Consider the following 18,314-nt stretch of genomic DNA (forward strand, 5'->3'; position numbering starts at 1 on the left):
GGCGAGGTCCCAGGAGGGTGCACGGGCGTGCGTCGGATGGCATGGACTCTAGCCGCTATCCGTACTAATCCGTTGAAAGCGGGTAAGTGTGTCGGATTCGTGAAGAGCGGCCCCGTGTACGTGACTTCGCGGGAGCTTCCCGGGCGCTCCTGGAGCCGAGATCACTCCATTGGCGGCACAACTCCCGCGGGCGTCACGCGTTGACACTGCGCCGGGCACCCGCCCGGATGTTTGTGTCAACCCCAAGGAGCACCTCTCCATGTCGCGTATCGCGAAGGGCCTGGTCCTGACCTCCGTCGCCGCCGCCACGGTGGCGGGCACCGCCGGCGTCGCCGCTGCCGACGCCGGCGCGCAGGCGGCCGCCGCCCACTCCCCGGGCGTGCTGTCCGGCAACGTTCTCCAGGTCCCGGTCCACGTTCCGGTCAACGTCTGCGGCAACACCGTCGACATCATCGGCCTGCTGAACCCGGCGTTCGGCAACGAGTGCGAGAACGACTGACGTCTGCGCGACCGACGTCGGCTCGAAAGCTGCGCCGGCCGTCCGCACCGCGGTTCCTCCGCGAGCGGGCGGCCGGTTCGCGTTCGGGCACCCGGGGCACCCTGCCCCGAATGGGGGGTGCGGGACCCGACACGGAGCCCGGGCCTTGACATGCCGTCTCACCAGCGAGGACGTCCGCGTCGGCGACAGGCGTCGGACGCGGTGGGTGCTGGCTCGGTTGCAGAGCGCCACGGGCGATTCCACGGTGGGCAGCACAGACCCGACGCACCACCGAAAGGACACCCCATGCGTCTGCCCGCACGGCGAATCGCCACCTCCGTACTCTGCGCCGGCCTCCTGCTCGGCATCTCCGGGCCGGCGGCACTGGCGGCCGACGGCGAATCGGTCCGGGAGCGCACCCACGCGGCGTCCCAGGCGCCGCTGCCCAACACGGACGAACTGAACTCCCAGGTCGCCGTGCTGGCCCAGCTCGGCATCGTCCTCACCCCCGTCACCGACCTGCTCGACGCCGTGCTGAAGGCCGACGACGGCCGGCTCTCCGCCGCCGAGGCGGACAAGCTCGCCGCCGCCGCCAAGGAGGCCCTGGCCAAGGCGGAGGCGGCCGGCGCGGCCACCGCTCCGGGCACGGCCCAGCCGGACACCAGCCCGGCCCGGCCCCCGGCCGAGAACGCTCCCGCGCAGCCGCCGGCCGCGGACACTCCGGCCCAGCCCCCGGCGGCGAACACCCCGGCCCAGCCCCCGGCCGGGAACGCGTCGAACGACGCCGCGCCCGTCACGCTGCCCGCCCCGGTCACCCTGCCGGCCCCGGTCGAGCAGGCCGCCGCGGCGCCCGGCACCGGCCTGACCGCCAAGGCGCTCGCCGGACTGCGCCAGCAGATCGACGCGCTGGTCAAGGCCTCCACGACCGGCACCCCGGAGCAGGTGAACCCGGCCGCCGAGCAGGTCGTGACCGGCGTGGTCAACGTCGTCGCCGCCACCCTCGTCGGCAGCGGTCTGCCCGCTCCGGACCTGGCCGGCCTGCCGGCGCTGCCGAGTGCTCCGGACGCCGCCTCGCAGTCGACGGGGAACGCCCTCGCCCCCGCCTCCTGACGCCAGGCGGAAAGACCGTCGTACGGACCCGCACGGGCTCGTACGACGGTCTTTTCCATGCCAGGACACCGACTCGTCGGGCATTTCATATGCAGGCGCTCTCATATTCTCGGCGATCTCATATGAGGAGCGAAATCTTCCGCGGTCGGGGTTTCCGCACCGACAGCGGTTCGTTAGGCACGGCGTCAGCATTTCCCGCGGTGACCACAGTTGCCGGACAGGCGACATGAGTTGCCGAAGAAAGGAACACGATGAAGTCCCTGAAGGCTGCCGCTGTCGTTGCCGGTTCCGTGGCCCTCGCCGGTGCCGCCGCGCCCGCGTTCGCCCACGACACCGCCGACCTCACGCCCACCAGCCTCAACGGCGCCGTGAACACGCTCACCAAGGGCCCCATCGACCCCATGCCCCTCAAGCAGCAGTCGCGCGCGCTCGACACCGAGAACAAGGACTCCGCGCTGCACACGGTCAAGGGCGCGACCGAGCAGCTGAACTCCGCTCGCGGCCTGCTCGGCGGCCTGCCGCTGGGCGGCTGACCCGTTCTCTTCGTCACGGGGCGCACACACCGGGCCGGGCCGCCGGGATTCCGTTCGCGGCGCCCGGCCCGGCCGCATCAACGGGCCGGCCGACCGTCGTACTACTGCGGCAGTCGGGGGAATCCCGCGCTGATCGCGTTCTCAGGATCGTTACGCGGTGGGGGCCCCGAGCCCGGACACCCCCACCGATTCCTCCCGCAATCCCGAAGGGACCGTGCCTGACATGAAGTCGACCCGAGGAACCCTGGCCGCCGTCGTCACGGGCGTCGCAGCCGCCGTCGGCGTCACCGCGACCCCCGCCGCCGCGGCCGGCGCGATTCCCGTGCCGGTGCCGCTGGGCGGCGCCGAGAAGGCGCTCGGCATGGAGCTGCCCGAGGTCGGCGGCGAGCTGCCCCTGCCGAAGCCGGGCGCGCCCGAAGGGCCCCGGTACGCCGAGGGCCGCCTGCTGCCGGAGCGGGCGCTTCCGCAGCTTCCGCTGCACACCGGGCTCCCCGGCGCCGACGTGCGCCAGCCGCTGCCGCACGTCCTCGGCGACGACTTCGACCACCTCGCCGTCGACGCCCCCTCCTCCGGCCTGCGCACCCTCGCCCCCGGCCTGGCCGTGGACGCCCCGCTCACCGCGCCCCGCGCCGAGAGCTTCGGGCTGCCCGCGACCAAGCTGCCGCAGGCCGGCGTGCTGGCCCCCGCGGTGCAGACGGTGCCCACCGCGGACCTGGGCGTCGGCCCGGGCCTGTAGACCGGACGGGGCCGGACGCGCCGCCCCCGTCCGGCCCTGCGAAGGTGACCGCCGGGCCCGTCGGCCGGTTAGCCCGGTACGGATCACCGGACCGGACGAGGAGTGAGCCATGGCCGTCACCGTGGACGGAGCGACGAGGACCCGCGAGCAGGGCGAGCACAGGCCGGCGGACCCCGCGGGACCGGCGAGAGACGGCGCCGCGGCCCGCACCCGGCGGGAGATGGTGCGGGGGCTGTTCGTCCCGGCCCTCGCCGCGGCGCTCGCGCCCGCGGTCGCCGCCTGCCGGCCCTTCCGGGCCGCCCCGCACCCCGACGACCACGCCGCGGGCGCCCACGACGACCTCGAGGGCGTCGTCTTCGAGGAGGTCTACCGGGGCCGCCGCATCCGCGGCATCCGCACCGCGGCCGGCCGGGCCGTGGGCGCCGGGACCTGGCGGGTGACCGTGGACGGCCGGCCCCTGCACCTGATGCGCCGGGCCGACGGCACGTGGCTGACCATGGTCGACCACTACCGCTCGTACCCCACCCCGCTGGACGCGGCCCGCGCGGCCGTCGACGAGCTGGGCCCCGGGCGGCATCTGCGGGAGGCGGGAGGGGCACATGGCGTACACGCGTAAGGACGTCGGCGCCCTGACCCGCACCGAGCGGCGCCGCTTCGTCCGGGCGCTGCTGGAGGTCAAACGCCGCGGCGAGTACGACGAGTTCGTCCGCACCCACATCGAGTACTACGTCTCCGACGGCGAGGACGAGCTGCGCGTCGCCCACATGGCGCCGTCCTTCCTGCCCTGGCACCGGCAGTTCCTGCTGGACCTGGAGCGGGCGCTGCAACGGGTCGACGACTCGGTCACGGTGCCGTACTGGGACTGGACCAAGGACCGCACCACCACGTCCGTGCCCTGGACCGATGACCTGCTCGGCGGCACCGGACGGGCCTCCGACCAGCGCGTGACGACCGGCCCCTTCGCCCACGCCGAGGGCAACTGGACGCTCCGGGAGAACGTCACCGACACCGAGTTCCTCACCCGGGACCTCGGCCGCTCCCGCGCCCCGATCCAGCTGCCGACCCGCGGCGACCTGGAGTGGGCCCTGAAGGACCCCGTGTACGACACCGCGCCCTGGGACTCCACCGTCGGCAAGGGGTTCCGCAACAAGCTGGAGGGGTGGGGCAGCGGGCGCGGCAGCACCTCCTGGCGGAACCACAACCGGGTGCACCGCTGGGTCGGCGGCGCCATGGTCGGTGGCGCGTCCGTCAACGACCCGGTGTTCTGGCTGGTCCACGCCTTCATCGACCTCCAGTGGACCCGCTGGCAGCGCCGGCACGGCGGCGCCCGCTATCTGCCCGCCGAGCCGCCGGGGCGGGGCAGCGAGCAGTACCGGCGGGTCGTCGCCCGGCACCAGCGGATGCCGCCGTGGGACGTGACACCGGACGACCTGGAGGACGTCAGCGGCATCTACCGGTACGCGTGACGCGGCCGGCGGTGCTGGGTGCGGGCGTCCGGGGCGGTGCCGCGTACGGGCGCATGGGCAGAGCCCCGGGCCGGGGGCGCCGGGGCTCTGCCGGGGGGATGACGGGCGTCAGCTGCCGTAGCCGTTGCCGCCCTTGTGCTCGTCGTCGCCGTTCTCGCAGGCGTTGCCGAACGCCGGGTTCAGCAGGGCGATCACGTTGACGGTGTTGCCGCAGACGTTGACCGGCACGTGGACCGGGACCTGGAGGACATTGCCGGACAGGACACCGGGCGAGTGGACGGCCGCGCCCTGCGCGCCCGCGTCGGCCACGGCCAGACCGGCGCCGCTGATCATGACGGCGCCGGTGCCGAGGGCGACACCTGCTGCCTTCGCGATGCGAGACATCACGTTCTCCTTCTGACTCGGGGGAACCGCGGCAGCACGGGACGCCGCCGCACTGTTCGTTCAACGCGGCCGGTCAGAGGCGGTCACGGCGGGAATGTGAGGATCACCCTTTTCGAACTGCGCAGGGGCGGGCGGGAGGCTAGGTGGTCATGGACATGGCGGCGATGGCGGGACCGAACGCTCCGCCCAGTTGGTAGCAGAGGTTGAACAGACCGATGGCCACCGGTTGCTTGCTGCTGTCGACCGCCTGGGTGGCGTAGGCCATGAGGGCGCCCTGGCCGCCTGCCGCGGCGAAGAGGGCGATGGTCAGGGCCGTCAGGACGAGGACGGCCGAGGAGGAGACGGCCGGCAGGACGACGGCCAGGACGCCCGAGGCGGTCAGGACCGCCGCGACGGACGTGCGGCCCATGCGGACGGCGACGGCCGCGATGACGAAGGCCGGGACGGAGCCGGCCACCTGGGCGATGAGCGTCCCCATGCCGATCGCGTCCTCGCTCCATCCGGCCTCGTCGGAGAGCTGTCCGGGGATGGCGAACAGCAGCCGGAAGAAGGAGGTGGCCAGGAGCAGGGCGAGCACGCTGACGCCCATGAAGAGGGGGGAGCGCAGGAGGGCGACGGGGACGAACCCGTCGGGGCGTGTCTTGATGTGCCAGGCGAGCAGCAGTGCGGCCACCGCCGAGCAGATCGCCGCGGGCAGCGGGAAGTAGGGGATCACGACCAGGGCGGTGGCCAGCGCGGTGAGCAGGACGGCCCCTCGTCCGTCGAAGCGGCTGTCGTCGGCCGGGGCGGTGGGCGCGTGCCGCAGGACGGGGGGCACGAACAGCGCGGCCACCACCGGCAGGAGCAGCACGACCCGCCAGGAGGTCCAGTCGGTGACCAGTGAGCCGACCCAGGGGCCGACGCTCGCGCACGCGGCGATGGTGGAGGTGATCAGGCCCATGCGGCCCGCGGTTCCCGCCAGGTTCATGGCGACGGCGATCAGGCCGGTGCTGCCCAGGGCTTGTGCGGCCCGGCCCGCCAGGATCACCGGCAGCCAGGGCGTCGCGGCCACCACGACGGTGCCCAGGACCAGCAGGAGAGTGCTGGTGACCAGTGCGGTGCGTAATCCGCGTCGGCTGATCAGTCCGCCGGCGAGCGGAGTGCCGACGGCAATCGCCAGGGCCGCGATGGTCACCAGCCAGCTGGCGACGTCCTCGGTGAGGCCGTAGCCGTCGGCGATCTTGGGCATCACGATGACCGGCGCGGCGACGCCGAAGGTCGCCGGCGCCGCGATCAGGGCCAGCCAGACCCCCGCGACCCGTGGAGTTCCGGAGTCGCTCCGGTCCATACCCGGCGTCGTCGCAGCGCGGGGCGGGTTCGGTCGCTCGGACCGGATGGACATGGTGTCTCCCTGTGGGCGAACGGCTGAGCTGAGAGGGCGGACCGGGCGGCGCTCAGGCCGCGGCGGAACCCCGGCTCAGGGTTTCGGCGATCTCGATGACGTGGCGGGCCTGGTACTCGACGGCGGCGATGTTGTCGGCCGGGACGTCGCGCTGCTCGTTGAAGTGCGAGTGGTTGGCGGTCCCGTACGGACAGCCGTTGGCGCGGCGCTTGCTGATCAGCTCGTTGGAGATGCCGTGGGGCACGATGAGCCCGCCCCAGTGGCAGAAGGTGTTGTAGAGGCCGAGCAGCGTCGTCTCCTGGCCCGCGTGGGCCCCGTCGCCCGACGTGAACGCGGTCACCGGCTTGTTGTGGAGCTTGCCGGCGAGGGCGATGTCGGTGGTGGTGTCGATCCACTCCATGAGCTTGGGGGCCGGCAGGCCGTAGCGGACCGGGGTCCCGATCATGATGGCGTCGGCCCACTCCAGGTCGGCGAGCTCGGCCTGGGGGATCTCCGCGGTGGCGTCGACGTGCTCGGTCCACGCGGCACGGTTGATCCAGAGCCGGTCGGCGACATCCTGCCCGGGCACCACTTCGCCGATCTTGCGCAGCCGCACCTGGGCACCGGCCTTCTCGGCGGCCTGCGCCGCGGCGTGGGCCATCTGATGGACGTGTCCGGTGGCGGAGTAGTACACGATCGCGAGATTCGTCATGCCTGGATGCTCCCTGTGCGTGCGGTTCGGACAGGCGGTGCCGTGTGGCTCTGCGGCGCTGGGGTGCTGCGGCGCGGGGTGCTGCGGCTCTGCGGCGGGAGGCCGGGCGAGCCGGCGGCGGGCCACCGGCAACGTGCCTGGCCAGAGTGGGGGGAGGCGGCGCCGGCGGCAACGTCGTGCGGGGCAATATGTCAACTTCGGCAGCCGGCCCCGGCCCTCGCGCGCTGTTGCCCGTCCCTTCGGCCGGTCCGTGACCTGACACATCTCGGGACCGGTTCTTGTCCCTCGACTCGGTTGCGCGCTTGAGTTTCGGCCACCGACGCAGAGATGGCAGCAGGACGGGCCTGCCCATTCTCCATCCCACAGGGGGCCACAGTGTTAAGCGACGCCACTGTCGATCTGTACTTGAAGCGCATCGGTGCGGAGCGGCCGAAGACCGCCGATCTCGACGCGCTGCGGCATTTGCACGAACGCCATGTCCTCTCGGTCCCGTTCGAGAATCTGGACTACCACGACGGGACGCCGATCAAGCTGGACGAGAGCGTCGTGGACAAGATCGTGCACCGGGGGCGCGGTGGCGGTTGCTACGAGCTCAACCCGGCATTCGGGTTTCTGCTCCAGGCGCTCGGCTACCAGGTGGAGATCCTGCCGGCCCGGACCTACAGCGGGGAAAAGCTCGGCCCGCCCATGTGCCACCTGGCGCTGCGGGTGACGCTGGACGGCGAACCCCTGCTGGTCGACGTCGGGTTCGGAAAATGCCCCCGTGGGCCCCTGCGCTTCCGCACCCGCGGCGAACAGCCCGACGCGCACGGCACGTACGAACTGAAGCCCGTCGGAAACGGCGAGACGGACGTCTTCCTCAAGGGGAAGCCGCAGTACCGGATCGACGACCGCGCGACCGGACTGGACGCCTTCCTGCCCACCCTGTGGTGGTACCGCACGGCTCCCGACTCGCCCTTCCTCCAGTACGTGTTCGCCGCCCGGGTGACCCCCCAGGGACGCGTGAGCATCAAGGAATCCACTCTCACGGTGACGGAGAACGGCCGGCGCCACACCGAGGAACTGACCACCGACGAGGCGCTGGTGGCCGCCTACCGGACGCATCTGGGAATCGAGGTCGAGCGCGCACCGAAGGCCGTCGAGACCTTCCAGGGCGAGGAAGTGGACATGTACCTCAACTGACGCCGTCGTACGCCTGGCGAGGATCGGCAGGGCATCCCTCAAATGAATCGCAAGGAGCGGAACAGTGGGCGCTAAAGAGCGGAACGACACGGCAGAGCTGCTTGCCGCCGAGGCCGTCCGCGAGTGCGTGATTCGCGAACGCTGGGCGCGTGACACCGGGCAGTGGGACGAAATGGCGGCGAGCTATTACCCGGACACCCGCATCGCTGTCGGATGGGCCTCGTGCAGCGGCGACACTTTCATCGCCAACACGCAGAAACTGGCAGCGACCTCCCGCGGTCAGGGGTTGCACCAGCTGGGGCCCATTCAGGTCCAGCTGAACGGCCGCCGCGCGTTCGCCGAATTGCCGGCGCAGATCGTCATGCCGGTCGAGATCGACAACCAGGAAGGGACCATCTTCGTCTGGGAACGGATGTGTTTCCGGGTCGAGAAGCGGCAGGACGACTGGCGCATCGCGGAGTTCCGGGCGGTGTACCTCAAGGACCTCCTGGCCCCCGAGCACGTGGGAGACCGCATGTCCCTGGACACCGAACTGCTCAACTCCTGCCGGCGGTCCTACCGCTATACCCAGTACTGGTCGAACCGGGCCGGCTGGGGAAACCACCCCGACCGGCCGGGCATCGACCGCCCGGAGTCGGTGCGCGAGGTGTACGAGAGCAACACCCAGTGGCTCGCCGCCCAGCTGGAGAAGTGACCCTTCCGGGCCTCCCGGCCATCGGCCCTCCCGACCACCGGGCCTCCCGGCCTTCGGTGCGCCCGCCCATTCGACCCCCGAACGGCAAGGAGCCGACCAGCATGACCACCGCCGACGCTGCGGGCACGGACACGGGCAGGACTCCGGTGTCGGAGCTGCCCGCCGAACTCCCACCGGAGTTCCACGCCAACGCCCGGCAGACCGAACCCCTCGACTTCGACCTCCTGGACCGCGCCTGGACCCTGCTGCCGGGCGTGTGGCCGCCCTACATCTCACCCGACACCGCCGGCTTCACCGAGCTGCTGCCCTACCCGCAGGGCGGTTCGCTCCTGGAGGTCGGCAGCGGCAGCGGCATCACCTCCGTGATCGCGGCCCTCAAGGGGGTGGCGCGGGTCACCGCCCTGGACATCACTCAGGAAGCGGTGGACAACACCCTGCTGAACGCCGCCCGGCACGGGGTGGCCGACCGTGTCCGCGCCCTGCGCAGCGACATGTTCGCCGCGCTCGACCCCGAGGACCGCTTCGACGTCATCTACTGGAACTCCAACGCGCTGCGGGCGCCGGACGACTTCGCCAACACCCACTACATGGCGCGAGCCATCCTGGACCCCGGGTACGTCTCGCACCGCTCCTTCCTCCTGGACGGCCCCCGGTACCTGGCCGACGGCGGGCGCCTCTTCCTCGGCTTCAACGACCACGGCGACTGGGACGGGCTGGCCGAACTCGAGCAGGAGGCCGGGCTGACGCGCACCGAGGTCGGCGTCGTGGAGTTCGCCGGCAACAGCAGTGCGCCGAAGTTCCGCCTCCTGGAGTACATCAGGACGGCGTGACCGGACGGGCCGGCTGCCCGGCCGTGCACCCCGGCATCCCGGCCGGGCGGTCTGGCCGGGCAGCCGGGCCGCGGGGGCTCCGGTGGAGCACAGGCCCGCGGGGGCGGCATTCCGCCATTCACTCTTGATCGCCACGAGGGCGGCGGGAGCTTCGCCGTGTCGGCCGGCGCCGGCTCTGACCAGCCGACAGCCCTCCCAAGGGGGAGGGCGGAGACTTGCGCCCCCGGCAGGACTCGAACCTGCGGCCAAGCGCTTAGAAGGCGCCTGCTCTATCCACTGAGCTACGGGGGCCTGGTGTGGTGGCCTCTGTCGTGGTGCCCGGGTGTGGGCCGTTCCCTGACGTTTGCCGGGGACAAGGATAGGGCTCCCGGCTCCTTGTCCCAGTTGCCTCGCCTCCGTGGCTCGATGTGGAGGTTCGGTGAAGCGGTACTGATAATCGCAGGCAGGTACGAATCGTGCATCGCTTTTGGCGCCTGGCGCATCGGGTGTTGTGCACTCGTTATGCCTGGGCTGTGATCCCACCCCACTCATCCCTTGTGCCCCTTGTGTCCGATCGGCGCGCAGACATGCACATATGCTTCAGAATTCCCCTGAAATTGGGCATTCTTCGCATGTGGTGACCTTGGACGTACGGCCTCAGCTGCTCGACGCACTCTCCGCGCTGCGCGACCGTGTCGCGGCCGCACGCTTCCCGCTGCCCCTGGCGGGGGCCCCACGCGCGCGTGCCAACCGCGACGAACTGCTCGCGCAGCTCGACGACTACTTGGTGCCCCGGCTGAGAGAACCCGAAGCGCCGCTTCTGGCCGTCATCGGCGGCTCCACCGGCGCCGGCAAGTCCACCCTGGTGAACTCGCTCGTCGGGCGCCGGGTCAGCGAGGCGGGCGTGCTCAGGCCGACCACACGCACACCGGTCCTGGTCTGCCATCCGGAGGATCATCACTGGTTCAGCGGCATGCGCGTGCTGCCCGATCTCACGCGCGTGTGGGTGCCGCACCAGGACCCCGCGGACGACCTGCTGCTCCCCGGCCAGAACCCCACGCGCGTGCTGCGCATCGAGACCGCCGACACCCTGCCGCCCGGCCTGGCCCTGCTCGACGCGCCCGACATCGACTCCCTGGTCGCCGAGAACCGGGTCCTGGCCGCCGAGCTGATCTGCGCCGCCGACATCTGGGTGATGGTCACCACGGCCGCCCGGTACGCCGACGCCGTGCCCTGGCATCTGCTGCGCACCGCCAAGGAGTACGACGCCACCCTCATCACCGTCCTCGACCGGGTACCCCACCAGGTCGTCTCCGAGGTCTCCCGGCAGTACGGCGCCCTGCTCACCAAGGCGGGACTGGGCGACGTACCCCGGTTCACGGTGCCGGAGCTGCCCGAGTCGGCCTGGGGCGGCGGACTGCTGCCGGCCACCGCCGTGGCCCCGCTGCGCACCTGGCTCGTGCACCGGGCGCAGGACCCCGCCGCCCGCGAACACGCCATGGCCCGCACGGCCCACGGCGTCCTGAACTCCCTCAAGGCCCGGCTGCCCGAACTGGCCAGCGCCACCGCCGCGCAGTACGCCGCCGCGCTGCGGCTCACCGCCGCCGTGGACGGCGCGTACGACAGCGAGTACGCGCGCGTGCGCGGGAGGCTTCAGGCGGGGGCGGTGCTGGCCGGGGACGCCCTGAAGCGGTGGCGGGCGTTCCCGCTGGACTGCACCGCCGGGGAACTCCTCGACTCGCTGGTGGAGAGCCTCAGCGCGCTGCTGTTGTGCGCCGTCACCGCCGCCGACGAACGCGTCCACGACGCCTGGCGCCGCGAGCCGGCCGCGGGCGCCCCGGGGCTGACGGACCGCGACGGGCTGCCGGAGAACGCCGAGCACCGCATCGGGATGGCCGTACGGCGGTGGCGGCGGGAGCTGGAGGAGTACGCCGAGGACGAGGTGCGCGAGCTGGAGAGGAACCTCGCGCCGGACCCGGAGGTGGTCGCCGCGCTGGTCGCCACCGCGCTGCTGGGCGGGCGCCGGGGCCGGGCCGCCGGGGAGCGGCTCGCCGAGCGGCTCGGCGCCCACGGCGCGCTGCGGCTGCGGGACCGGGGCGGGCGGCTGCTCACCGAGCACGTGGACCGGATCCTGCACATCGAACGCGAGCGCCGGCTCGCCCCGCTCGACGCCCTGGACGTCCATCCCGAGCCACAGGCCGAACTCATCGCCGCCCTGTCCGTACTGCAGAAGGAGAGGTGACCGGTGACCGCCGTCACTGACCAGGACCCCACCGAGCACACCGACCACACGGGAGAGGCGGACGCCCGGGGCCAGGACTCCGGGGACGGGCGCCCCGACGAGGACCGGGCCCGGCGGGCCTCCCCCGCCGTCGAGCGGCCGGAGCGGGACCGGAGCGAGGACGGGACCGCGGCCGAGGCCGAGACCGAGACCGAGACCGAGGGCGGGGCCGGGGAGGGCGCGGGACGCAGCCGGCGGCCGCGCGAGCGCTGGCGGCTGCTGGACCGTGGCCGCGACCGGGAACGGGGACGGGACCGGGAGCGCGACCGGGACCGGGAACGGGAAGGCGATATGGAGCGGGGCAGTGTCCGGGGCCGAGAGGCGGACCGGGACCGGGAACCGGAGCGGGACTGGGGGCGGGACCGGGGACGGGAACGGGAACGGGAACGGGAACGGGTCCGCGGGGGTCGGGAGCGCGAGGGCGGGCGGGGACGCGGGGACGGGCGCGGACGCATGGACGAGCGGGATCGTTACGCCGAACGGGAACACGACGCCCGCGCGCGGGGGGACTCCGCACGGGACGCGTCCAGGGGGCCCGCCGGGGACTCCTTCCCCGGGGACGAGGAGGGCGCCTGGGACGACGGTCTCATCGCGCGCCGGATGAACGAGACCGGAGGGGCCGAGCAGTACACCCCCGTCGAGCGGTACGTGCCCGCCGAGCGCGCCAGGCCGCACGGCGCGGCCAACGTGATGCCCCTGGCGTACGACGGGCCGCTCAGGGCGCGCCTGGACGCCCTGCGGGAACTCGTCGGCCTCTCCCGCACCCGGCTCGACAGCAGGACGCTGGCCGAGGCCGGCCGGGTGCTCGACGAGGCCGCCGCGCGGCGCAGGCTCTCCGGACAGCACACCGTCGTCGCCATCGCGGGCGCCACCGGCAGCGGCAAGTCCCAGCTGTTCAACGCACTCGCCGGAGTGACCATCTCGGAGACGGGGGTGCGCCGGCCGACCACCGCGGCACCCATCGCGTGCAGCTGGAGCGACGGCGCCGCCGCGCTGCTGGACCGGCTCGGCATCCCCGGCCGGCTGCGGCGCCGCCCCGTGCAGCACCAGGACGCCGACGGAGAGCTGCGCGGACTGGTCCTGGTCGACCTGCCCGACCACGACTCGGCGGCCGTACAGCACCGCGAGCAGGTGGACCGCATCCTGGCGCTCGTCGACGCCGTCATCTGGGTCGTCGACCCGGAGAAGTACGCCGATGCCGTACTCCACGAGCGGTATCTGCGGCCCATGGCCGGGCACGCCGAGGTCACCTTCGTCGTGCTCAACCAGATCGACCGGCTGCCCGGGGAGGCCGCCGAGCAGGTCCTCGACGACCTGCGGCGGCTGCTCGACGAGGACGGGATCGCCCTCGGGGAGTACGGCGAGCCGGGCGCCACCGTGCTGTCGCTGTCCGCGCTCACCGGTGACGGCGTCGCCGAACTGAAGGAGCTGCTCGGCCAGTTCGTCGCGGAGCGCACCGCGCCCGCGCGGCGCATCTCCGCCGACGTGGACGCCGCCGCGTGGCGGCTGCGGCCCGTCTACGTCACCGGGCGGCGGACCGGGCTCAGCGAGGAGGCGCGGGAGGAGTTCGCGGCGCGGCTCGCGGACGCCGTCGGCGCCACGGCGGCGGGTGACGCGGCCGAGCGCGCCTGGCTGCGCAACGCCAACCGCGCGTGCGGCACACCCTGGCTGCGGCTGTGGCGCTGGTACCACGACCGGCGTGAACCCCCCACCGGGCGGCTCCCGCTGCGCGCCCAGGCCGACGAGGAGGCGACGGCCCGCCAGCGCGTCGAGCAGGCGGTGCGCACGGTCGCCGACCGCGCCTCGGCCGGGCTGCCGGCGCCGTGGGCGCAGGCGGTGCGCGAGGCCGCCGTCCGCGGCTCCCAGGGGCTGCCCGAGGCGCTCGACGAGCTGGCCTCGCGCGCCGGGCTGCCGCCGGGGCGCCCGCCGCGGCCGGGGTGGTGGCCGATGGCGGTGCTGGCGCAGGCCTCGATGACGCTGCTTCAGGTGGTGGGCGGCCTGTGGCTGCTGGGCCAGATCATCGGGGTGATGTCGCCGAACCTGGGCGTGCCGGTGCTGCTCATGGTGTGCGGCATCGTCGGCGGGCCCGTCATCGAGTGGAGCTGCCGGATGGCGGCCCGCGGCCCGGCCCGGCGGTACGGGCTGGAGGCGGAACGCCGATTGCGGGAGGCGGCGGCGGGCTGCGGCCGGGCCAGGGTGCTGGACCCGGTGGCGGCGGAGCTGCTGCGGTACCGGGAGGTGCGGGAGCAGTACGGGAGGGTCACGGGGGTGGGGGCGCGGTAGGCCTGCTCGCCCGACGCCCGGGCGCCTGTCGGCGGCGGGCGGGGACGATCGGGAGTCACTCACCCGGGTGACGAGGTTTTCCACAGGCACGAGGGCGGTCCACAGCGCCCGGCGGGCCCGTTCCCGGGGCGGCAGTCTGGCCGTGTGCCGACCGCGATCGCAGCGGCCGGCGCGGCAGACGCAGCCCCGCGGGACGGGCCCGCCGGGCGTTTGGGCACAAGGGGTGGAAGACGATGAACGAGACGATGATCTGCGCGGTGGGCAACGTGGCGACCCAGCCGGTGTACCGGGAACTGGTCAACGGCCCCTCGGCGCGGTTCCGGCTCGCGGTGACCGCGCGGTACTGGGACCGGGAGAAGAACGCCTGGACGGACGGCCACACCAACTTCTTCACGGTGTGGGCCAACCGGCAGCTCGCCACGAACGCGGCGTCCTCGCTGGGAGTGGGCGACCCGGTCGTCGTGCAGGGCCGGCTGAAGGTGCGCAGCGATGTGCGCGAGGGGCAGAACTGGACGTCGGCGGACATCGACGCCGTGGCGATCGGCCACGATCTCGCGCGGGGGACCTCGGCCTTCCGGCGGGCGAACCGGCCCGAGACGCAGTCGTCCGCGTCGTCCCCGCCGCGGCCCGAACCCGAATGGGAGAACCCGGCCCCCGAAGCGGCGCAGGACCGGGAGGCGGAGGCCCGGCCGGAGCCCGCGGCCGTGACCTGACGCCACCCGGCCGTGCCTCCACGCCCTGACCGAACCGCGGCTTATCGGCGCATCGATGCCGGTCGGTCCCCGCATGGATTTGTCGATAAGCCCTGCTCACGACGGCCGTGGCGATAACGATTACGAGTCGGATCGGTGATCGGACGGCATCCCCGCGAAGGGTGGTGCCGGAGATCCTTAGGATGCCGAACAGGCCTTCTGGGGCTGCTGATTCTGCTGGTGGGACCGTGCCGCCCACGTCAACGGGTCCTGCTCGAAGGGGAATTTGGTGCTTGCTTCGTTCTCAGTGCGTTCCGCGACCGGGCGAGGAGCGGTGCGGGTCGCCGCCGCTACGGCGGTGTCGGCACTCGCCGCCACCGCCGTGGTGGCCGGCGCCGGCCGCGCCGCGGCGGACGACACGGCGCCGGGCCGGGGCGGGGCGACGGCGACGATAGGCGGCCTGAAGACGTTCGGCGCCGCGGTGATACACGGCGACGCCGGCGACCAGCAGCTGTCGGCGGGCCTGTTCGAGATGTCCGTCGAGGGCGGCGGCACCCTCCAGACGTACTGCGTGGACGTCCACAACCCCACGCAGACGGACGCCAAGTACCACGAGACCCCGTGGAGCGGCACCTCCCTGGGCGTCAACGAGGACGCGGGCCGGATCCGCTGGATCCTCCAGAACTCCTACCCGCAGGTCAACGATCTCGCGGCGCTCGCCAAGAAGGCCGGCGTGCGCGGCGGGCTCACCGAGCAGGACGCGGCGGCCGGCACCCAGGTGGCCATCTGGCGCTACTCGGACGACGCGGACGTCGAGGCCGTCGACCCCCAGGCGGAGCGGCTCGCGGACTACCTGGAGAAGAAGGCCCGGCACCTGGGCGAGCCAAAGGCGTCGCTGACCCTCGACCCGCCCGCGGTCTCCGGCCGCCCCGGAGAGCCGCTCGGCCCGATCACGGTGCACACCAATGCGGCCGGCGTGACGGTGGCACCCCCGGCGGACGCCGCCAAGAGCGGCGTGCGGATCGTCGACAAGGACGGCAGGCCCGTCACCTCCGCCACCGACGGCAGCCAGATCTACGTCGACGTCCCCGAGGACGCCCCGGCCGGCACCGCGACGCTGACCGTGCAGGCCTCCACGTCCGTGCCCGTCGGCCGGGCCTTCGCCTCCGAGAGCCGCAGCCAGACCCAGATCCTCGCCGGCTCCAGCCAGTCGACGGTCTCGGCGACGGCGTCCGCGACCTGGGCGGAGAACGGCCCGATACCGGCACTGTCCGTGGCGAAGAACTGCGCCGAGGGGGGCGTGGACATCACGGCGGTCAACACGGGCGACGAGCCGTTCACGTTCGAGCTGATGGGCACGGAGCACACCATCGCCGCCGGCGAGACCCGCACGGTGCCGGTGCCGCTCCAGGAGGACCGCGCCTACGACTTCACGATCCACGGACCGGGCGGCTTCGAGCAGCGCTTCACCGGCGTCCTCGACTGCCGGACGAAGGGAGTGACGACGGCGGGCGAGGCGACCCAGACCCTGGGCGAGCCGACCCCCGCGGCCGGGGGCGACCCGGCTTCGGACACCAACCTCGCCGAGACCGGCAGCTCGGGCGTGACCCCGCTGATCGGCGGCATCGCCCTGACCCTGCTGGTCCTCGGCGGCGCGACCCTGCTGGTGGTCCGCAGGAAGAACACGACTCCGGACGCCTGACCGGGGCGCCGGAGAACGCCCCCCGCCGGCGGCCGGCCCCACCCACGAGCCGGCCGCCGCACCCGCCCCACTACCGTGCCGTCCACGAGACCGGAAGCCGGCACCTGCCCCTGAAACAGCAGGTCAGAGCCCCCGCGGGGAACGCGTTTCCTCCCAGGGGTGGCGGTACGGCAAGATGGGGTGTATCTGCCCACTGCCAGATTCAAGCTGCCGGACGGTTTCTCTTGGCTGAGTTCATTTACACCATGCGCAAGGCGCGCAAGGCGCACGGCGACAAGGTGATCCTCGACGACGTCACCCTGAACTTCCTCCCCGGGGCGAAGATCGGCGTCGTCGGCCCGAACGGTGCCGGTAAGTCGACCGTTCTCAAGATCATGGCGGGGCTGGAGCAGCCGTCGAACGGTGAGGCCTTCCTCACTCCCGGTTACACCGTGGGCATCCTGTTGCAGGAGCCCCCGCTGAACGAGGAGAAGACCGTCCTGGAGAACGTCCAGGAGGGTGTCGCCGAGATCAAGGGCAAGCTCGACCGGTTCAACGAGATCGCCGAGCAGATGGCGACCGACTACACCGACGAGCTCATGGACGAGATGGGCAAGCTGCAGGAGCAGCTCGACCACGCCAACGCATGGGACCTCGACGCCCAGCTCGAGCAGGCCATGGACGCGCTCGGCTGCCCGCCCGGCGACTGGCCCGTGAGCAACCTCTCCGGCGGTGAGAAGCGCCGCGTCGCGCTCTGCAAGCTGCTGCTGGAGCAGCCCGACCTGCTGCTGCTCGACGAGCCCACCAACCACCTCGACGCCGAGTCGGTGAACTGGCTGGAGCAGCACCTCGCCAAGTACGAGGGCACCGTCGTGGCCGTGACCCACGACCGGTACTTCCTGGACAACGTCGCCGGGTGGATCTGCGAGGTCGACCGCGGCCGGCTGCACGGCTACGAGGGCAACTACTCCAAGTACCTGGAGACCAAGCAGACCCGTCTGAAGGTCGAGGGCCAGAAGGACGCCAAGCGCGCCAAGCGGCTCAAGGACGAGCTGGAGTGGGTCCGCTCCAACGCCAAGGGGCGGCAGGCCAAGTCCAAGGCGCGTCTGGCCCGGTACGAGGAGATGGCCGCCGAGGCCGAGAAGATGCGGAAGCTGGACTTCGAGGAGATCCAGATCCCGCCGGGCCCGCGCCTGGGCAACGTCGTCGTGGAGGTCAGCAACCTCCACAAGGCCTTCGGTGAGAAGGTCCTCATCGACGACCTCAGCTTCACGCTGCCGCGCAACGGCATCGTCGGTGTCATCGGGCCGAACGGCGCGGGCAAGACGACCCTGTTCAAGATGATCCAGGGGCTCGAGGAGCCGGACTCCGGCACCATCAAGGTCGGCGACACCGTCAAGATCTCCTACGTCGACCAGAGCCGCGAGAACATCGACCCGAAGAAGACGCTGTGGGCCGTCGTCTCCGACGAGCTGGACTACATCAACGTCGGACAGGTCGAGATGCCCAGCCGGGCGTACGTCTCCGCCTTCGGCTTCAAGGGCCCGGACCAGCAGAAGCCGGCCGGGGTGCTCTCCGGCGGTGAGCGCAACCGGCTCAACCTGGCGCTCACCCTCAAGCAGGGCGGCAACCTGCTGCTCCTCGACGAGCCCACCAACGACCTCGACGTCGAGACCCTCAGCAGCCTGGAGAACGCGCTGCTGGAGTTCCCCGGGTGCGCCGTGGTCGTCTCCCACGACCGGTGGTTCCTGGACCGCGTCGCCACGCACATCCTCGCCTACGAGGGCGAGTCCAAGTGGTTCTGGTTCGAGGGCAACTTCGAGTCGTACGAGAAGAACAAGATCGAGCGGCTGGGTCCGGACGCCGCGCGTCCGCACCGCGCCACCTACAAGAAGCTGACCCGGGGCTGATCG

The 18,314-nt window shown here is 72.5% G+C and carries 17 protein-coding genes and 1 tRNA gene; 14 read left to right on the forward strand and 4 right to left on the reverse strand.

What is annotated here, in order from left to right:
* The first annotated feature begins 259 nt into the window (after positions 1–259).
* From chpG to ACZ45Q_RS05070, 6 genes are all read left to right on the forward strand, one after another.
* Complete coding sequence (gene chpG / locus ACZ45Q_RS05045; protein ID WP_468255021.1) at positions 260–499, forward strand: chaplin ChpG; 240 nt, start codon at positions 260–262, stop codon at positions 497–499.
* A gap of 285 nt (positions 500–784) precedes the next feature.
* Positions 785–1,588, forward strand: coding sequence for a hypothetical protein (locus tag ACZ45Q_RS05050; protein ID WP_468255024.1), 804 nt, complete (start codon positions 785–787; stop codon positions 1,586–1,588).
* Between the two features lie 251 nt (positions 1,589–1,839).
* Entirely contained in the window at positions 1,840–2,121 is a 282-nt protein-coding gene (locus ACZ45Q_RS05055) for a hypothetical protein (RefSeq protein ID WP_468255026.1), read from the forward strand.
* Positions 2,122–2,344: 223 nt separating this feature from the next.
* Positions 2,345–2,857 carry a hypothetical protein gene (locus tag ACZ45Q_RS05060; protein ID WP_468255029.1) on the forward strand — a complete coding sequence of 171 codons (513 nt, stop codon included), beginning with the start codon at positions 2,345–2,347 and terminating at the stop codon, positions 2,855–2,857.
* Positions 2,858–2,966: 109 nt separating this feature from the next.
* A complete protein-coding gene (locus ACZ45Q_RS05065) occupies positions 2,967–3,473 on the forward strand; it encodes a tyrosinase family oxidase copper chaperone (protein WP_468255032.1) in 507 nt (168 codons plus the stop codon).
* Positions 3,457–4,323 carry a tyrosinase family protein gene (locus ACZ45Q_RS05070; protein WP_468255034.1) on the forward strand — a complete coding sequence of 289 codons (867 nt, stop codon included), beginning with the start codon at positions 3,457–3,459 and terminating at the stop codon, positions 4,321–4,323. The genes ACZ45Q_RS05065 and ACZ45Q_RS05070 overlap by 17 nt, the downstream gene beginning before the upstream one ends.
* A gap of 108 nt (positions 4,324–4,431) precedes the next feature.
* Here the strand turns inward: ACZ45Q_RS05070 and ACZ45Q_RS05075 are convergent, their stop codons facing one another.
* The 3 genes from ACZ45Q_RS05075 to ACZ45Q_RS05085 form a co-directional block, all read right to left on the reverse strand.
* A complete protein-coding gene (locus ACZ45Q_RS05075; RefSeq protein WP_468255037.1) occupies positions 4,432–4,707 on the reverse strand; it encodes a chaplin in 276 nt (91 codons plus the stop codon).
* A gap of 139 nt (positions 4,708–4,846) precedes the next feature.
* Positions 4,847–6,088: an MFS transporter gene (locus tag ACZ45Q_RS05080; RefSeq protein ID WP_468255040.1), complete on the reverse strand. Its 1,242-nt coding sequence runs from the start codon at positions 6,086–6,088 to the stop codon at positions 4,847–4,849.
* Positions 6,089–6,140: 52 nt separating this feature from the next.
* Positions 6,141–6,779, reverse strand: coding sequence for an NAD(P)H-dependent oxidoreductase (locus ACZ45Q_RS05085; RefSeq protein WP_468255043.1), 639 nt, complete (start codon positions 6,777–6,779; stop codon positions 6,141–6,143).
* A gap of 405 nt (positions 6,780–7,184) precedes the next feature.
* Between ACZ45Q_RS05085 and ACZ45Q_RS05090 the strand changes: the two genes are divergently transcribed.
* The 3 genes from ACZ45Q_RS05090 to ACZ45Q_RS05100 all read left to right on the forward strand — a co-directional run bounded on the left by ACZ45Q_RS05090 (position 7,185) and on the right by ACZ45Q_RS05100 (position 9,485).
* Entirely contained in the window at positions 7,185–7,961 is a 777-nt protein-coding gene (locus ACZ45Q_RS05090; RefSeq protein ID WP_468255046.1) for an arylamine N-acetyltransferase family protein, read from the forward strand.
* Between the two features lie 64 nt (positions 7,962–8,025).
* Positions 8,026–8,655, forward strand: coding sequence for a nuclear transport factor 2 family protein (locus tag ACZ45Q_RS05095; RefSeq protein WP_468255049.1), 630 nt, complete (start codon positions 8,026–8,028; stop codon positions 8,653–8,655).
* A 101-nt stretch (positions 8,656–8,756) separates the two neighbouring features.
* Positions 8,757–9,485 (forward strand): methyltransferase domain-containing protein, encoded by a 729-nt coding sequence (locus ACZ45Q_RS05100; RefSeq protein ID WP_468255052.1) that lies wholly within the window; start codon positions 8,757–8,759, stop codon positions 9,483–9,485.
* A gap of 218 nt (positions 9,486–9,703) precedes the next feature.
* Here the strand turns inward: ACZ45Q_RS05100 and ACZ45Q_RS05105 are convergent.
* Positions 9,704–9,776 (reverse strand) — tRNA-Arg (locus ACZ45Q_RS05105).
* Between the two features lie 322 nt (positions 9,777–10,098).
* Here ACZ45Q_RS05105 and ACZ45Q_RS05110 point away from each other — a divergent pair.
* The 5 genes from ACZ45Q_RS05110 to ettA all read left to right on the forward strand — a co-directional run bounded on the left by ACZ45Q_RS05110 (position 10,099) and on the right by ettA (position 18,311).
* Positions 10,099–11,706 (forward strand): dynamin family protein, encoded by a 1,608-nt coding sequence (locus ACZ45Q_RS05110; RefSeq protein WP_468255055.1) that lies wholly within the window; start codon positions 10,099–10,101, stop codon positions 11,704–11,706.
* 492 nt (positions 11,707–12,198) lie between these two features.
* Positions 12,199–14,028, forward strand: coding sequence for a YfjP family GTPase (locus ACZ45Q_RS05115; RefSeq protein WP_468255340.1), 1,830 nt, complete (start codon positions 12,199–12,201; stop codon positions 14,026–14,028).
* A 233-nt stretch (positions 14,029–14,261) separates the two neighbouring features.
* Positions 14,262–14,741, forward strand: coding sequence for a single-stranded DNA-binding protein (locus ACZ45Q_RS05120; RefSeq protein ID WP_468255058.1), 480 nt, complete (start codon positions 14,262–14,264; stop codon positions 14,739–14,741).
* A 268-nt stretch (positions 14,742–15,009) separates the two neighbouring features.
* Positions 15,010–16,422: a Cys-Gln thioester bond-forming surface protein gene (locus tag ACZ45Q_RS05125; protein WP_468255061.1), complete on the forward strand. Its 1,413-nt coding sequence runs from the start codon at positions 15,010–15,012 to the stop codon at positions 16,420–16,422.
* A 224-nt stretch (positions 16,423–16,646) separates the two neighbouring features.
* Positions 16,647–18,311, forward strand: a complete 1,665-nt coding sequence (gene ettA, locus ACZ45Q_RS05130; RefSeq protein WP_468255064.1) for an energy-dependent translational throttle protein EttA — start codon at positions 16,647–16,649, stop codon at positions 18,309–18,311.
* Positions 18,312–18,314: the final 3 nt, after the last annotated feature.

This window comes from Streptomyces sp. NPDC031049 (assembly GCF_055571015.1).

Bases quoted from the DNA above. Each gene is read 5' to 3' on its own strand.
- chpG (WP_468255021.1), top strand. From the start codon at position 260: ATGTCGCGTATCGCGAAGGGCCTGGTCCTGACCTCCGTCGCCGCCGCC.
- ACZ45Q_RS05050 (WP_468255024.1), top strand. From the start codon at position 785: ATGCGTCTGCCCGCACGGCGAATCGCCACCTCCGTACTCTGCGCCGGC.
- ACZ45Q_RS05055 (WP_468255026.1), top strand. From the start codon at position 1,840: ATGAAGTCCCTGAAGGCTGCCGCTGTCGTTGCCGGTTCCGTGGCCCTC.
- ACZ45Q_RS05060 (WP_468255029.1), top strand. From the start codon at position 2,345: ATGAAGTCGACCCGAGGAACCCTGGCCGCCGTCGTCACGGGCGTCGCA.
- ACZ45Q_RS05065 (WP_468255032.1), top strand. From the start codon at position 2,967: ATGGCCGTCACCGTGGACGGAGCGACGAGGACCCGCGAGCAGGGCGAG.
- ACZ45Q_RS05070 (WP_468255034.1), top strand. From the start codon at position 3,457: ATGGCGTACACGCGTAAGGACGTCGGCGCCCTGACCCGCACCGAGCGG.
- ACZ45Q_RS05075 (WP_468255037.1), bottom strand. From the start codon at position 4,707: ATGTCTCGCATCGCGAAGGCAGCAGGTGTCGCCCTCGGCACCGGCGCC.
- ACZ45Q_RS05080 (WP_468255040.1), bottom strand. From the start codon at position 6,088: ATGTCCATCCGGTCCGAGCGACCGAACCCGCCCCGCGCTGCGACGACG.
- ACZ45Q_RS05085 (WP_468255043.1), bottom strand. From the start codon at position 6,779: ATGACGAATCTCGCGATCGTGTACTACTCCGCCACCGGACACGTCCAT.
- ACZ45Q_RS05100 (WP_468255052.1), top strand. From the start codon at position 8,757: ATGACCACCGCCGACGCTGCGGGCACGGACACGGGCAGGACTCCGGTG.
- ACZ45Q_RS05115 (WP_468255340.1), top strand. From the start codon at position 12,199: ATGGACGAGCGGGATCGTTACGCCGAACGGGAACACGACGCCCGCGCG.
- ACZ45Q_RS05120 (WP_468255058.1), top strand. From the start codon at position 14,262: ATGAACGAGACGATGATCTGCGCGGTGGGCAACGTGGCGACCCAGCCG.